Raw genomic sequence first — 15,717 nt, 5'->3', positions numbered from 1 at the left:
CCTAAAGGTCGAGTTGCTTTCAACGCCTCGCCCCGACAGGCCGAATAATTGCTGGACTGCAACGTCCAATCCGCCTAATTTCAGCTCTTATATGACGTCAATCGGGATTCGCATTCCTGCCAAGAACTACCCGCTGCAATCAAGAGAGTTGGGCAAAAAGACAAAAAGGAAAGGCACCACGATCACGTGGTGCCTTCTCGCCTTTAGTGTTAAAACACTAGGTTTGCATCACACTATTACGATGAGCGGTGTTTTAGCGGGAATCCCGCTGAAACGCTTTCCTTATGAGGAAAGGCTGCTCAACTTGCTTGTAACAGTGTCAACTGCGTTGACTGCAAACTTTACGACAGTGACGATGAGACCGCCAATGCCATTGACCATACTTTCAACAAATGTAGTTACTGAACCCATGACCCCAATTGTAAAGATAGAAAGTCATGAATTCAATGGAAAATCGCTTAAAGTTTCATATTCTTTTGTTTTGAGAAAAGCGGAGAAAATGTGAAAAAGACTGTCAGTAAAGCGGCGGAAATGGCTGATTTTTATTGATAAAATCCCAGATTGCAGTATTTTTGCAGATTTACCAACATGTGAAATGGGAAATATTCACATAGGCATTCATTGCGTGTGTATCTATTAAGAAAATAAAAATCACCTGAAATTCGCCGCTTTTTCCGGAGAAGTGCGGTGAAATCAGGTGAAAAGTGGTATCGAAACCAGCGTTATCGAGAAACGCTATTATCGTCGAAATCAATAGTGGCGGCACCAACAGCGGGCAACGAGCCGCTGTGGGTGACGATCTCCTCGGAGTATTCCTCGCCAACAACGGTGTTATTGCTGATATCAACACCGGTGACATTTCCAATGAACTTTTGCTTGCCGTCGCGGCCAGCAGAGACATCGGCGCCAACATAAACCAGCGGGGCGGCCGAATTCTTTGGAGTAAAGGTGTTGTTAGTGACGGTGATGTCGGTCAGCGGGCCGCGTCCGCCGTTATACACGGTCATTGCGCCATCCACCGGATTAGGTACGGAACCGCCGCCCATATATGCATGGGGGTTGTGTGGCCGACTGTCGGGCAGGTTGGTGCGCGCGGAATCACCATCCCAAACAGACTCGATGCCGACCACTGCTTTACGGGCCCCGCCGGTAATGGTGTTTCCGGTGAACGTGGTATTGGAGGAATCCGTGCCCACATACAAAATCCAGCTAGGGATATTGTTGCCAGTGACCGTGACCGTGTTATCGGTAAACGAGTTGCCGTTACTTGCTTGATACGCCTGAAGTAGGCCTTGGCCGGTGGAGGTGCTGGTGGTGACCGTATTGTTGCGCACCTGATTGTCGTCGGAATTGTATGCGATGTGAATGCTGGAGGAGAAGCTATCGCTTAGGTCATTCGATTCCACGACGTTTGTACTGCTGTTATTCTGCATGGAAATATTGCGCGTATTGGCGGTAATCGAATTTCCAGAAACGGTGGAGTTGGTCACCCCGGAGAAGCTCAACCCGTAGTAGCCGCCATGAATCTTGTTGTCGGTGACTTTCAATCCTGAAGCTTCAAAAGTATTGGGGCTTACCGTGCCGTCGGTTACGTAGCGATCCCAGATGGGGCTCGGGCTGTTATTGAAGTGAGTGTCCGGTTCGGTGCGGCGGGCGGATACCGCGATGGAGATGCAGTGGCCTTTTGTATGGGCTTCGCCTACTTGGTTGTTGATGGTGTTGTTGTGCATAACAATGTCGCGCAGATCCCCGGAGTCGGCAGATAGTTGAATACCCCGGTAGAAGACGTTGTCCATCACGATATTGCTGATTTCGATGTCGCTTACCCCGTCGGCGGCGATGCCTCGGGTGAACTGGCCATGTTGTAGATCAAGCGTGAAATCCGAAATTTTGGTGCCCGTCGTGCCGCGTGCGATGTCGATGACGCTGCTTACTTCCTGAAAACTAGGAGTATGAATCTCCGAAATGATGCGCGCCCCATTGCCGTTGAAATAGGCCAGGTTGTGGGGGATGACGATTCGCTTGGACGGTTTGTATTCCTTCCCCGCGCCCAGGGTGACGCCGGTACCCGCTTTAGCTGCGACGTCGACAGCTTCCTGTAGCGCGCTTGCAACGTCGCCGCTGTCGGCAAAAGCAATCATGGAAACGCCGTCTTTGGGTTTCGCACCATAGGTTTGACCTGCGACGTCGATGGTGGCGTAGGCGCCTGCGGCCTTATCGACACCACGCTCGAAATGCACATGCGAATGCCCGTCAGTGACGACGATGTGGTCTTTATCGGCGGGCAACGTTGCTGCCTCGGCGATCGTTGCCGCAGTGCGGGTCTGTGCCGGTTCTAGCCCGAGCTTTTCGACGGCCTGCTCTGGGCTGATGGCTGGGGTGGCTTCGTGAGCAGTGCGATTGATGGACGGCGACCCCGGAGCCTTATGCTGCGGTGTCGAATGCGAGCGGGAGCTACTGCTGCTGGAACTTAGGCGATCTAAAAGCCCCTCGGAAGATTGTGCTGCTGCCAGCGGTGCTGATAATGGGGCGATAACCAGGCTAGATGCGGCGGCGATGGCCAACCATTTCCGGGTAGAAAGCGTGAACATGGGCGTAAATCTCCAAAGGTTGGGGAAGCGGAGTTAACACCCATAGAGGCTAGTGAAGAGGAATAGCGGAAAACGCTGTTTCTAGCGACTTTTATAGCGGATTTAGGGCAGATTTCAGCCTTGGGTTATCCCCTTTAAGCTATTTGCAAGAAATAACAATAAGTAGCAAAACATTTTCCCCTGTGTGGGTGGATTGCCCAGATCCTTCCCGCATAGCCTGGTTATGAAAACCTGGGCAATCAACCGTGGTTAGCGCACGGTTTCGGTTTTAGACTGAGACGCCTTTAACCATTGATACAAGCCGAATCCGACGGCCGCGAAAACGACGATGCCGATAATGTCAGTCGCCTTGCCGAAATCAAATAGTCCCAGTGGCTCGTCGGAGCCGGTGGCACCGATGATCGCGGCCAGGACCACGCCGAAGAGGGATTCCCCGACGATCAAGCCGGTGGCTAACAATGTGCCCATCCGAGTTGCTGATTCCGGATTAGGTCGGGAAGCGGCCCACTTGTTGTATGCCAAGCCAGCGAATGCACCGATCGGGACCATTAACGTCAGGGCGATGGGCAGGTACATGCCCATGCCAACCGCCAGCGGTGGCAGGTAGAACTTGTTGCCCGTGGCCTTACGCAGGACTTCGTCGATGACAATCACGGCGACGCCAATGAGGGCACCAAGCCCGATGAGGTTCCAGTCCAGCGAATCGCCGAAAATTCCGTTGGCGACGCTGGAAAGCAGCGCTGCCTGCGGTGCGGCCAGGGCTTCGGATCCCGCGCCTTCCATTCCGGCAAAACCAAAGCCGGTGAGCATTAATTGCAGAACCGGTGGGATGACAACCGAGCCGAAAAGCACACCGATAACCAGCGCCACCTGCTGCTTCCACGGCGTGGCGTTCACTAACTGTCCGGTCTTTAGATCCTGGAGGTTGTCGTTGGAAATCGTGGCGATACCGAAAACGACAGCCGCCGTGAACAACGTATAAGCAACCAATGCAGTGGCATTCGTGTCGGACTCATTGCCGGTAACCGCCTTAATAAGCAAGGCTGCGGAAAGAACCACGATGATTCCCACACCGGAAATAGGCGAATTGGACGCGCCGATAAGCCCCGCCATATAACCGCACACCGAGGCGACGATAAGGCCAATGAGCAGGACGAAGATCACGCTCAAAATCACCAACGTGGTGGTGTGGTGGGAAATCTCCGAGACGTTAATGAACAAGTACAACAGCGCGCCCACCGGCAACATTGCAGCCAATATGACCCCGACGACGATATTGAAGGGGATGTCGCGTTCCGTCAGCGGAACCTCGGCACCATCATGACGCAGCTTCGAGGAGGCTAAGGAGTCCTTAATGCCCTTGACGATGGGGCCGATGATCTTCAGCAACGTCCAAACTGCGGCCACCGCCATCGCACCAGCGCCAATGAATCGCACCTCACTGGAAAACGTCGTGCTGACCACTTCGGCCAAATCAGCACCAGGCTCGCTTAATGCGTCGGCGCTTAACGTTGGTAAGAGCACCCCATAAGAAATGAGGAGCCCGACAATCATCGCGATACCCACGCCGACACCTACTAAGTGGCCGACACCGATCAAGGCCAGGGATAACGACGCACCAACCATGGTGCCGCCGGATAGGAATTTAAACGGGTAGGAAATTCCGCCCGCTACCGCTTTCATCGCAGCTAACAGGGCATAACCGGCGGAGGCGACGCCGCCGATGATGATTACCATCAAGCCCCGGTGGTTTTCTTCCGCACCCGCTGCGTCAGCGGAATCATCGCCAACCTTGAGCACCTCAGCCGCGGCAACGCCCTCCGGGTAGGGGAGGTCGGAACCAGTGACCAATGCCCGGCGAAGCGGAATGGAATACATGACTCCCAGAATGCCGCCAATCGCGCAAACTGCCGTGGTGGTCCAATAGGGGAAACCGGTCCAGAAACCGATCATGACCAGGCCGGGAAGCACGAAAATGATGGCGGATAATGTTCCGGCGGCAGAGGCGATTGTCTGCACAATATTGTTTTCCACCACCGAATGGTTTCGAAATTTCCGTAATACGGCCATCGAAATGACAGCCGCCGGGATGGAGGTGGCAAACGTAAGACCAACTTTCAATCCCAAATACACATTGGCTGCGGTGAAGACCAACGTGATGAGGCCACCGAGAATGATGCCTCGAATTGTTAATTCCCGAATCGGATGATCGGTTGGTTTTAATGTGGGAGTCACCAGAAAACCCTTTCTAAATTTATGGTCTTTTTGGAATAAAGACCGAATAAATAAAAGGGTAAAATGTGCGGTTCCACTTTGTCTATCCGTTGTAATCTTGGCAACAGGTAGCCCGTCGGGCGTCGAAAAGCGGCAAAATATGCGCTACGCACCGAAAACGGCGGAATGACGCGCAACCCCCAAACCGGGGTTTTAGGGGCGCGGAGATCGTGAATTTTATGAAAGATCCGCCAGCGTCGGCCTGATCGGGCGAGCGATCTGCGTCATCATGTTACGCCCACGCAACTCCACCGACTTCATCAACGTCCAGCGCGCCTGCTCCGCCTCGTTAGCCTTTGCCAAGGTGGCCGCATTGGTCAGCACCCGACCGGGAGTATCTTTAGCTATTTCCGTCAACCGGGCTGCCGTATTAACCGCATCGCCGATCACCGTGTATTCAAACCGATCGTGTCCACCAATATGGCCCGCGACCACATGCCCCGCCGCAACCCCAATACCCGCCTGGAGCCGTAAACCCTTGAGCTCGTGCCGCAACTCGCGGGCGGCCTGCAACGCGTGGCCGGTGGCGTCGGAAAGCGTGATCGGCGCGCCGAAAACCGCAAGGGCGGCATCGCCCTGGAATTTATTAATAATCCCCTTATTGCGGTGCACCACCTCAACCACGTGCTCGAAGAACTTATTCAGCTCCTCCACCACTTCCTCCGGTTCGTGGCTGACCGCAAAGGTCGTAGACCCGATAACGTCGACGAAAATCACCGCTACCTCGCGATCCTCACCACCTAATTCCGGTCGCTCCTCCAATGCACGCCGCGCGACTTCATTGCCGACGTAGCGGCCGAAGATGTCCCGCACCCGCTGGCGTTCCCGAAGCCCCCGCATCATTTCATTGAAACCGGCTTGGAGCACACCCAACTCGGAACCGTCGTAAATATCGACCTCAACATCAGTGTCGCCGCGCCGCACCCGGTTAATCGCTGACTGCAATTCCACAATGGGGTCTACCACGCTCATCACGACCAAAGTGGTGCCCAAAAAACCCGCGACCAAGGCGGCGGCGCACATAATCATCATCGCCGGTATCAGCATCGACAATGGGCCGGGGAAAATGCCGTTACGGTGACCCAACAGCAGTAACAAAATGCTCAAAATAGGAACAGCTGAGGTGAGCACCCATGTCAACCGCAGACGCTGCGTAATCGGCGGCTCCAGGGTCGAATCCTCAAACCGGCGAGCCAACGCCGTCGCTGCAATCGGGCGCATGAGACGTTCCGCCTCAAGATAGGTGATAAGGCACATCACCAAACCCGCCAAGGTGGTGGAAACCCCAATAACCAACGCCAACCTGCTGGAAGCCTGGGCGGCCACCGCCGTGGCAATAATGATTCCGATAACCCACACCACCACGCTCAATATCGTCTGATAGAACGGAATGCGCATCACCAAAATCCGCACCATGTTGGGATCGTGGCTATCGGGATCGCGTTGCCAATCTAAAACCGGCCGGAACAAAATGAACGTGATAACAGCGCAGACAACAACGGCGACGGATGTGTAGATCGCGCCGACCGTCGGCAAGCTAGCACTAGCAGGAAAAATCCCAACATCAGGCAGCGGTAAAACGTATTTCAAAAACAAAATAATGAAAACCGCAGCGAAAATGTTCGACCCCAAAACCGTCGCTGTATAAAGTGGCCACGACGACTTTGCCAACCATCGGATGACCTGCCACATTCTCTGCATGATCACTACTTTAACCACCTGAAGAAGAAACGGGGGTACACATTAGGCAACAGTACCTAATAATCTAGTGGGCGTGAGTACCGACATCTTCACCCGCATGGGGATCGCACAACAAGTTGCAGCAACATTGCGAACCGCCGCCCAGGCCGCCCGCACCGGCGTCGGCGGCAGCGCAATGACCCACGCATGGCTATTCACCGGCCCGCCAGGTTCCGGACGCTCCACCGCCGCCGTCGCCTTCGCCGCCGCGCTGGAATGCACCCACCCCACCATCGTCGGCTGCGGGGAATGCGAACAATGCCAAAAAACCCGGGCGGGTGCCCACACCGATGTCGTCCACATCGCCCCCCGCGAACTCAGCATCGGCGTCGACGCCATGCGGGTCGGGGTCGTAACCCCCGCCGCGATGCTGCCGACCGTCGGCAAGTGGCGCATCGTCATCTTGGACAATGCCGATCGACTCACCAACGAAGCAGCCAACACACTCCTCAAAACCGTTGAGGAACCACCCGCCCACACCGTCATCATGCTGTGCGCCCCCTCCACCGACCCCACCGACATCATTCCCACCCTGCTGTCTAGGTCCCGCCACGTGTACGTCCCGCAACCGTCTATCGACGAAGTCGCCGCCGTCCTCATGAGTGAAAGCGACATCAGCGAAAACGTGGCGAAACTCGCCGCCGCGGCCTCTGGCAACCACATCGGCCGCGCCCGGCACCTCGCCCACCACAAAGAATCGCAAATCAGACGCGCCAATATCCTCAACCTGGCGGAACTGATCTTCCACGGCTCGGAAGCATTTCAAGCGGTTGGCGCCCTGGTGAAAAGCGCCACCGAAGAAGCTAAAAGCATGCTGGCTGAAGAAAACGAAAAAGAACTGGAAAAGCTACGCACCGCACTCGGCATGGGGGCACGGGGTAAAGGTGCCCAAAAAGCCCTCAAGGGCAGCGCCACCCAACTGAAAGAACTCGAAAAACAACAATCACTGCGGGAAACCCGCGCGCGCCGCGACACCCTCGACATGCAACTCGTCGACCTCATGGGGCTGTACCGCGACGCCCTCATGCGGGCCACCGGCGCGGAAGTTTCCGCCATCCACCCGGACATGACACCGCTGGCTGATGAGCTAGCCACAATCGGGCCGGAAAACCTCCTCACCTGTATTGAGGCGATTCAACAATGCCGCAGTGACATCAATAAAAACGTCCGGCCGGAAGCCGCCATGGACGCAATGGTAGGACGAATCCGAAAAGCATGTAACATCCGCTAACCCCAGCGGTTTGTAAAAACACCACTCAACTGTTGTAGAATCACCGCTTGAACATTTTGTTCGTGCCGCCTTAGCTCAGTCGGTAGAGCGCTTCACTCGTAATGAAAAGGTCAGGGGTTCGATTCCCCTAGGCGGCTCCGCCAAAACACCTGCTAAAACACACTTTTAGCGGGTGTTTTTCTCACTCAACCCCATTTATAAGTCGTCCCTTGTTGTCCCCATGTCGTACCTTCTTGTACGGAACGCAGACTGAGCACAGACCGAGCAAGCCTCTTTCGACAGGTAGAAAAACTTCCTAAAATTATTCGAACAAATGAACTGGGGGACGACGCCTATCGTTACCCCCAATAGCGACAGGCGTCGGTAACTCCGCTCTCCGACAGCGTGTAGTCCTTGGCGTTGCGCGGTAGGTTCTGCACGCCGGGCTGTTTTGGTTGCTTCACGGTGCCGTTCTGCTTCCATGTCGGCGTTGATGGCATTGGGTACCGTGTCGATACCGGCGATGCCAACCGCGGTGCAGGTGATTTCGTCGATAGTGATTGGGCTTATTGGGTCGTCTTTCGAGCCCGGTCGATGGCGTAGCCAATGCCCGCGAATGCAGGCAGCCAAAGGAGGCCGCCGCCGTTCAAGATTGTTATGGCAGCTACGCCAAGTCCCATCAGTGTGAATAGCATGTGTTTCCTCGTTTCTGGTTGTGTAGCGTGGAAGGGAATCCTCGCTAGTAAAAGTGGTGGGGACTTACTTATTTACTGGTCCTGCGGGCATCTATCCAAATGGTGTCTTTCCTGCCAAACATGGGATTGCGTTGAATGTTCTCAGTACATGTCTGCCGCTTTGCATGCGCCGCTTATCCACATTAGATAGATGTTAACCTCGCCTGTGATGATGACGCCTGCAGGAAAACTCGGTTGGTAGTACTTCCCAAGCAACTAACGGGAGGTCTTCGTAAAAGTCGAAGCTCTTCCTCGTTCTATCTTGTTCCTTTAAAAAAATCGAACGGCTACATTCCGGCGCAGTATGTAGTCCACCGTGGTCCCATCAGTGAACATCGTTGTTCCCGGTTGGTATGAAGGATCGTTCATGCAATACGCAATTGTCTTATCCAGCTGCTGTGGCGCGCCGGTGGGGGGCACCAGTGAAACCTACAACCCCGTTATTAGTGGGCGCTGGAGCAGGTGCTGGCGGCGGAGCTTGATAGATGGTTGTTTGTTGAACCACTGTTTGCTGTGGTTCCTGTACCGGTGTCTCCTGTGTGGTGGTGGGTTCCTCACTGGTGGACGCTGGCTCCGATGACGTTGTCGAAGACGGCACCGCTGTAACTGTCTGTGTGACCGTAATGGGGGCTTGCTGTCCACTGCCGCAACCGGCGAGTATTACACCTGCACCACAAAGAACCAATAAGAAAGATCTGGGCAATATGAACTCCTCAAAAACCTTGCAAGAAAAGAACTAACTTTATTTTTCCTTAAAGCCGAGAAATTGGGACGCTTTTCACGTAGTAATCTTAAAGCAGTCTGAGCCTCGCCACTCATGGATGAACTTCTGTGTAACCCCAAGGCTGATGGCAGTGCCACCACCATGCCCATTGCAAACATTCTCCGCTTGCATGTGTCTCTCCAACTCAGCTAAAACGCTATAGCCTGTTCATTCGCCTTTCGTTCCTGGGAGGATTATGGCCCCACCATGTCGCGCCGGGGGTCGTCGAAAAGCGAAAAGTTCTAGGTTACCGTGTCGTTAGTCGCGGCCTTTTCACCGGCTACCCGTTGAACCGAATGAACGCCCGGGTCTCGAAACCGGTAAAATCCCGGGATTCGGTGAACCCCATGGCCTCGTAGAATGCGCGCTGGTAGGGGTGGTCGTCGGTAAGCAAAACGTGTTGGCGGCAGTGCATAAATGGCGCGAAGGCGTGCTGGAAAAGCTGTTTTCCTATACCGTGGCGTTGCGCGATGGGCTTGACCAGGATGTCTTGGAGGTATGCGATCACTTCGCCGTCGCCGACGATGCGGGCTAGGCCGACAAGTTCGTCGTCTTGGTAGGCGCATACGACGAAGCGGGAACCGGCCAGCGCCCGCATGAGCTGCGCGGGATCTTTGGTGTAGGCCGCCCAGCCCACCGAGTCGTACAGCGCAACCGCCTCAGCTTGGGTGGGGATATGGTCGGTGCGGATTGTAAGTCCCATGGGTTTCCTTTGATCGGGGAGTGGGGCGCGGAGGCGACGAACGAAAAACGCGGTGGGGAGTGATTCCTTGGCAGCAATGCTACGGGAGTGCGGCAGGTGGTCCGCAGGTAGCGCTAGCGTGGCGGTGCCGGTCGGCGAAAGCGCTGCCGAGCTGGTGGGGGATCGGGATGTGCTTGATGCCATGCAATCGAGCCCATACACTCCTGGTGTAATCGCAAGGCATTCATTCGGCCGGAGTAGCCACGTCGTCTCAGCCGCCTGCTAGTAATTATCGCTGTAGCAGGTACCCACCCGCGTGCCGTCGATGGATAGGTCCGCGACCCAGCCTTCGTCGAAAGCTGCCGCGACTTCGGCCGGAATTATGGCTTGTTGTTTCTTCTCAGTAAGCGACACGTCGGCGTCCAGTTCCACGGGGTTGCCGCCGAATTCCGTGTAGGTATTAGAAACCAGTTGGCCAGCGTCGAATTTCAACATCCGGGCGGCCCGTTTGGTTATCACGCCGAATGCGGCGCTGCTGGTGCTGACGTCGCCGGAATATTCCCAGGTGATTGTTTTGGTTCCTTCCGGTTGGTCGGTTCCGCTGGCGGTGATGGTTGCGCCGGTTAGTTTCACTGGGGACGCGCCGGGAGCGGATTCTTCGCAGGCGACTTTCACAGCGGGGGTTTCTTCGGCGGAGGTGGTTTCGGAAGCCGAGGTGGTAGTTGCGGCGCTGGTGGTTGCAGGTTTGGTTGTGTTGCTGGTCGCCGTTGCATCTTTGGTTTCCTCAGAGCTGCATGCGGCCAGGCCGAGGCTGAGACTGAGTGTTATTGCGAGTGCGACTTTAAGCTTCATTATTGCTCCTAGTTGGGGTGATTGCTGAAGTGATTGTAAGTTATGGTGCTGGTGTGGCGGGGGCTGTTAGTGGAATTTTTTGTTCCAGTATTTTTTAAAATTCCTGCTTACCGCTTTTCGACGCCGCCAGCGTAGCACTGGACACAGGGTTCGTTGTGCGTTGGCACGTAAGTGGGTTGCTTGAATTGTGGTCGGATTGGCCCGGTGTGGCAGAAGAATTGCGGTTAGTGTAGCGAATTATTGCGAAAACCTTGCAGTCTTGCTGTGTGGCAGCGCGGTTATTGCTATTGCGCTTGTACATTGAAATTATGAAAGCTTTAGTTACCGGCGGTGCTGGTTTTATTGGTTCCCATTTGGTTGATCTATTGGTCGCTGAGGGACATTCAGTTGTGGCAGTGGATAATCTCTCCCGAGGCCGGTTGGAGAATCTTGCTGCTGCGCTGGGCACCGGTGCGGTGGAATTCATTGAAGCGGATTTATTGGAAGCTGATCTTGATGAGGTAGTAAAGTTCGCTCAGCCTGAGGTTATTTTCCACTTGGCGGCGCAGATCGACGTGCGCCATTCGGTGACTGATCCGCTGTTCGATGCGCACACGAATATCTTGGCCACGATCCGGTTGGCTGAGGCGGCTCGTAAATTTGGGGTGCGCAAGATCGTGTTTACTTCCTCGGGTGGCTCCATTTACGGTGAGCCTGAGCATTTCCCGGTGACGGAGGATGTTCCGGTTGATCCGCATTCGCCTTATGCGGCGTCGAAGGTGTCGGGCGAGGTGTATTTGAATACCTACCGGCATTTATATGGGGTGGAGTGTTCGCATATCGCGCCTGCTAATGTCTATGGGCCTCGGCAGGATCCGCATGGCGAAGCCGGGGTGGTTGCGATTTTTGCCCAGCGGTTACTGGCGGGTGCGCCGACGAAGGTGTTTGGTGCGGGGGAGAACACCCGGGATTATGTGTATGTGGGCGACGTGGTGCGGGCGTTTTACTTGGCTGCCGGTGATGTGGGCGGCGGAATGCGCTTTAATATCGGCACGTCGGTTGAGACTTCCGATCGTCAGTTGCATAGTTTGGTCGCCGCTGCGGTGGGGGCGCTGGATGAGCCGGAGTTTGCGCCTGCTCGGTTGGGGGATGTGCCGCGTTCAGCGTTGTCGTTTGCGCGGGCGGAGCGGGAACTGGGGTGGCGGCCGGAGGTGTCGTTAGAAGAGGGCATTGCCCACACGGTGGATTTCTTTAGAGATTTGGCGTAGGCAAAAAGAAACGGGGCCGGGGTGAAACTCACCGGCCCCGTTGTGGTTACCTGCCGCGTGGGCTAAATAGTTGCTGTATCTGCGGCAGGAATGTGACGATCGCTGCAATAACCGCGGTTACGGCCGTGATGATGCCTGCGATGATCCCGGCACGGGGAGCGGCGCTGGTACCTGCACTGGTATCGCTGCTGGGGGTGTTTGCTTTCGGAACGGTGCTTCGACCCTTAATGCAGTTGTCGATGGCGGTCAGGAGCGACCGGAACAGCTCGTTTTGCACGGTATTTTCGTGCGCGATGAGCGGGTGGGCTGGGTTGGTCGGCGGGACGGCGGCTAGCTCGGCGTTAACGAAGGCGAGTGCTGTTTGAAATTCGCTCTGCGCCTGCTTCGCTTCCGCCTTGGTGAACTTGAGCTTTTGGTTGCCGGGGTGTTTGATTCCTAAGAAATCGTAATAGTAATCGATGTCCGTGAGGTCACTATTGCTGTAGTTATAGAGTGCCCGCAGGCCGTGCGCGATTTCGTCCGGTTCCCGGTGTGGAAGATTGGTGCGTGCCCAGTCGAGGACAGCCGGGGTGCCGGAGGTGGCCAGTTCGGCGTTTGCTTTTAGCTCGGCGTCGCTAAGCGTGTCGGTGGCGATGGTGGCGGCGATTACTTTTTGGGCGTCGGAAACCAGCCGTTCCCCGAGCGCGTCTATTTTGCTGTCCGGGAGGTGGAAGACGCAGATATTGGTCGTGTTATCGACTTCCACGGTGGGGTTGAAAAGCCGCCCGTAGGCGTGCGCGGGTTGGGTGGTGGTAATCAGCAGCGCCGTGCTAAGCGCGGCGGCAATGAATCGGATTCTTGGCACTAGAAGACCCTTTCAAGAGGTGGCAGAGTTCTTGAATATTAAGACTATAGTAAGAAAGGGTTAAGTGTTTAATATGGTGGTGTGGTAGGGGTAGTGCTTTTCGACGTCGACAAGCATCACCCACCCGCCGGCAACCTTAAACTTGCGGCGGCACCAGGCGGGCGGGCACCACTTTTCCGGTTGGGTTACGCGGCAACGAATCGACAAAGTGCACGTCACGGGGGATGGAATGCTCCGCCAAGTGATGCGCCACCCACTGTTGTACGGCTTCTTCCGTAACTGCTTCCCCAGCAGCGTCTGCGCTTCGGACGATCCACACGGCGATGCGCTTGAAGGTCTCCGGGTCATCCACGCCGCCAGCGTACATGTCGGCGATGCCGGGCATTTCCTCCAAGACCTCTTCCACGCTGCGCGGATAGACGTTTTCGCCGCCGACGATAATCATGTCGTCCGCCCGCCCCAGGACGTATAGGTACCCATCGGCATCCAGGTAGCCACGATCCCCGATTTGCACCATGTGCCCGTAGCGGCGCACCGGGATTTTAGGGTCGGTGTAGCCGGAGAGAGTCACCGTGTTGTAGCAGAAAATTCGACCCGGGGTGCCGGTTGGGCAGGGGAGATCGTTATCGTCCAGAATGACCAAATCGGTACCGGTACAGACCGGGCCGGCGGTGGCGCTGTGGGCATTAATGTCCTCGATGCTGGCCACCGCCACGGCGGAGATCTCGGTGGAACCGTAGAGGTTACATAAGATTTTGCCGAAGCGTTCGTGGATCGCCTCGACCAGCCACGGCGACAGCGCATTGCCGGAGGAGAAGATGAATTTCAGGCTGGAACAGTCGTATTTTTCGTTGTCTTTGACGTTGACTATCTGTTTGAGGAAGATCGGCGAGGACAACATGCCGTCAAGTTTGTGCTCGGCAACGTCGCGCAGGACCGCTTCGGCGTCGAAAAGCCTGCGGGTGACGATCGTGCCCCGCATGCCGAAGGCAATATTGAAACACGCCCAACCCCATGCATGGAACATGGAAGCGGTGACCTGGACTTTCATCCCGGCTCGCCACGGCACCTTGTTCAGGATACCCGCAAGAACCGTCGGCATGAGCGGCTCAGGGCGCATGACGCCTTTGGGAACCCCGGTGGTGCCGGAACTCATGGTGACAATCGGGCCGTGCTTCGGGAATGCCGGCAACGGACCGGGAATATGGGTGCGCAGAATGTCTTCTAAGCTCAGGTAATCAGCGCTGGCTTCGGATTCCCGATGCGCGATGATGATGGGAATATCGATGGCCTCCGTATCAAGGCGGGGCAAGAATTCCTCGTCGATGACCAGCACGTTCACGCCGTCGCGTTGTAAACACGCGGTGAGCTGCTCCCGGGAGGAACCAATATTGAGCAAATAGACCGTGCCACCGGCAAACCCTTTCGCCGCCATCGGGTAAATAATGCCCCGGCCGTTCCGCGCCATGATCCCCAAATGCAGATCCTGCGGTTGCAATTGCCGTAAATAGCTGGCGATAATCCGGGAATTATTCCGCAACTCGCGGTAGGTGAGCGACCCGTTGTCGTCGATAAGCGCGGTGCGATTCGGGCAGGCGTAATACCCCTGCTCCACCTCCCGTGCGGTGGCGAAGCGGTACCGGGCGAGAATCGGTGCCGTCGCGGCGACCGCTTTAAGCCCGCCTTCGTGGGAGACGATCCCAGCGCGCACCACCCCAGGGATAAAGTCCTTTAACTGGGCAAGGGTGTGAGTAAAGCGGGTAAAGCGAAGGTTCATGAGGGCACAGTCTTTCAATGTACGTGGTCACAACAGTTGATAGCGATACTACAAAAGACCACCTTTGAAAGGGGAACCCAAGGCTAACACCACATGTGATCTATTTGCTGTCGAAACTATCGCTAGCGCCAGCGGAAGAGTTACGAAGGATATACACTACCAAACCCCCAGCGATGGCAAGCCCAATAATGATCGCAACCATGACGTCGCTGACGTTCCCGAACGTCGATAACACCCACTCCTGGATTCGGGCGTGGCTATCGATGCTGATAACCGACGGCAAAGTGGTTCCGCCCCGGAAGAACAAAAACAGCGCGCCCACCACAACCAAAAGCCCGCCGGACAACATCGAGGTGGTGTGCAGTTTCAAAGGGCCGACTTGTCGGGTTGATCCGATAAGCGGCCGCCACTGCGAAATATTCCACTTGTCCCACACTAAGGCCAAGCCGAACAGCGGCACCGTCATGCCCAGGCCATAGGCCGCCAAAATCAGGGCGCCGTAGGCGGAGGCGGCTATCACGTTGTCGCTGCTGTTGCCACCGGCAGCGGTAATCGAACCGCCACCGACGACTGCCGTGGTGAGCACGGCACCAAGAAGCGGGCCAGTGCAAAACCCCGAGAAACCATATAGCGCACCGAGCAGGAAGGTAGAACCCCGCGAGGTTCCAGCCGGTGCCATCGATGGGCCGATGCGGAAACCGCCGCCGAAGAAAACGAAGACGCCGAGAATCATCACCACAGCGCCGCCAGCGGTGATGAGGGTATCGCGGTGGGTGGTAAAGAAGCTTCCTACCGCGCCTGCGCCCACGCCGATGGGTACTAGCACGGCGGCTAGGCCGAGGAAGAACACCGTGGTGCGGGCGATAAGTTGGGTGGGGGTGGAAAACGCGTAGGCGAAAAATGCGGGCAGCAATAATGCCGAACAGGGGCTTAGAAGTGCCAGAATGCCGCCGATGAAGGCACCTAAAAGTCCAATGTCGATCACGGTAACCTCGAAAAGCTA

12 protein-coding genes and 1 tRNA gene are annotated in these 15,717 nt (G+C 56.0%); 4 read left to right on the top strand and 9 right to left on the bottom strand.

Going from position 1 to position 15,717, the window contains the following annotated elements:
* The first annotated feature begins 91 nt into the window (after positions 1-91).
* Positions 92-505: a hypothetical protein gene (locus Q4D85_RS08180; protein ID WP_303199608.1), complete on the top strand. Its 414-nt coding sequence runs from the start codon at positions 92-94 to the stop codon at positions 503-505.
* Between the two features lie 217 nt (positions 506-722).
* Here the strand turns inward: Q4D85_RS08180 and Q4D85_RS08175 are convergent, their stop codons facing one another.
* From Q4D85_RS08175 to Q4D85_RS08165, 3 genes are all read right to left on the bottom strand, one after another.
* Entirely contained in the window at positions 723-2,591 is a 1,869-nt protein-coding gene (locus tag Q4D85_RS08175; RefSeq protein WP_303199607.1) for a right-handed parallel beta-helix repeat-containing protein, read from the bottom strand.
* Between the two features lie 249 nt (positions 2,592-2,840).
* Positions 2,841-4,826, bottom strand: coding sequence for an OPT family oligopeptide transporter (locus tag Q4D85_RS08170; protein ID WP_303199606.1), 1,986 nt, complete (start codon positions 4,824-4,826; stop codon positions 2,841-2,843).
* Between the two features lie 216 nt (positions 4,827-5,042).
* Positions 5,043-6,566 (bottom strand): adenylate/guanylate cyclase domain-containing protein, encoded by a 1,524-nt coding sequence (locus Q4D85_RS08165; RefSeq protein ID WP_303199604.1) that lies wholly within the window; start codon positions 6,564-6,566, stop codon positions 5,043-5,045.
* 73 nt (positions 6,567-6,639) lie between these two features.
* Between Q4D85_RS08165 and Q4D85_RS08160 the strand changes: the two genes are divergently transcribed.
* Both Q4D85_RS08160 and Q4D85_RS08155 read left to right on the top strand, forming a co-directional pair.
* Positions 6,640-7,836, top strand: coding sequence for a DNA polymerase III subunit delta' (locus Q4D85_RS08160; protein ID WP_303199602.1), 1,197 nt, complete (start codon positions 6,640-6,642; stop codon positions 7,834-7,836).
* Between the two features lie 64 nt (positions 7,837-7,900).
* Positions 7,901-7,973: transfer RNA gene (locus Q4D85_RS08155), tRNA-Thr, on the top strand.
* Between the two features lie 58 nt (positions 7,974-8,031).
* Here Q4D85_RS08155 and Q4D85_RS08150 read toward each other — a convergent pair.
* The 3 genes from Q4D85_RS08150 to Q4D85_RS08140 all read right to left on the bottom strand — a co-directional run bounded on the left by Q4D85_RS08150 (position 8,032) and on the right by Q4D85_RS08140 (position 10,846).
* Positions 8,032-8,445, bottom strand: coding sequence for a hypothetical protein (locus Q4D85_RS08150; protein WP_303199600.1), 414 nt, complete (start codon positions 8,443-8,445; stop codon positions 8,032-8,034).
* 1,147 nt (positions 8,446-9,592) lie between these two features.
* Positions 9,593-10,198, bottom strand: a complete 606-nt coding sequence (locus tag Q4D85_RS08145; protein WP_303199598.1) for a GNAT family N-acetyltransferase — start codon at positions 10,196-10,198, stop codon at positions 9,593-9,595.
* A 78-nt stretch (positions 10,199-10,276) separates the two neighbouring features.
* Positions 10,277-10,846, bottom strand: coding sequence for a hypothetical protein (locus Q4D85_RS08140; protein WP_303199596.1), 570 nt, complete (start codon positions 10,844-10,846; stop codon positions 10,277-10,279).
* Positions 10,847-11,154: 308 nt separating this feature from the next.
* On the opposite strand from Q4D85_RS08140, the gene Q4D85_RS08135 reads away from it, so the two are divergent.
* The gene (locus Q4D85_RS08135; RefSeq protein WP_303199595.1) at positions 11,155-12,093 is read left to right on the top strand and encodes an NAD-dependent epimerase/dehydratase family protein; all 939 of its coding nucleotides are present in this window, start codon (positions 11,155-11,157) and stop codon (positions 12,091-12,093) included.
* A 46-nt stretch (positions 12,094-12,139) separates the two neighbouring features.
* On the opposite strand, the gene Q4D85_RS08130 is transcribed toward Q4D85_RS08135, so the two are convergent.
* The 3 genes from Q4D85_RS08130 to Q4D85_RS08120 form a co-directional block, all read right to left on the bottom strand.
* Positions 12,140-12,937 (bottom strand): hypothetical protein, encoded by a 798-nt coding sequence (locus Q4D85_RS08130; RefSeq protein ID WP_303199594.1) that lies wholly within the window; start codon positions 12,935-12,937, stop codon positions 12,140-12,142.
* 136 nt (positions 12,938-13,073) lie between these two features.
* The gene (locus Q4D85_RS08125) at positions 13,074-14,714 is read right to left on the bottom strand and encodes an AMP-binding protein (RefSeq protein ID WP_303199593.1); all 1,641 of its coding nucleotides are present in this window, start codon (positions 14,712-14,714) and stop codon (positions 13,074-13,076) included.
* A gap of 100 nt (positions 14,715-14,814) precedes the next feature.
* Entirely contained in the window at positions 14,815-15,699 is an 885-nt protein-coding gene (locus Q4D85_RS08120; RefSeq protein WP_303199590.1) for a cytochrome c biogenesis CcdA family protein, read from the bottom strand.
* Between the last annotated feature and the right edge of the window lie 18 nt (positions 15,700-15,717).

Origin of the sequence: Corynebacterium sp. (genome assembly GCF_030532965.1) — a bacterium.
Classification (GTDB): Bacteria; Actinomycetota; Actinomycetes; order Mycobacteriales; family Mycobacteriaceae; genus Corynebacterium.
Note: the sequence above shows the minus strand (reverse complement) of the source record. Positions and strands in the feature narration are given on the sequence as shown.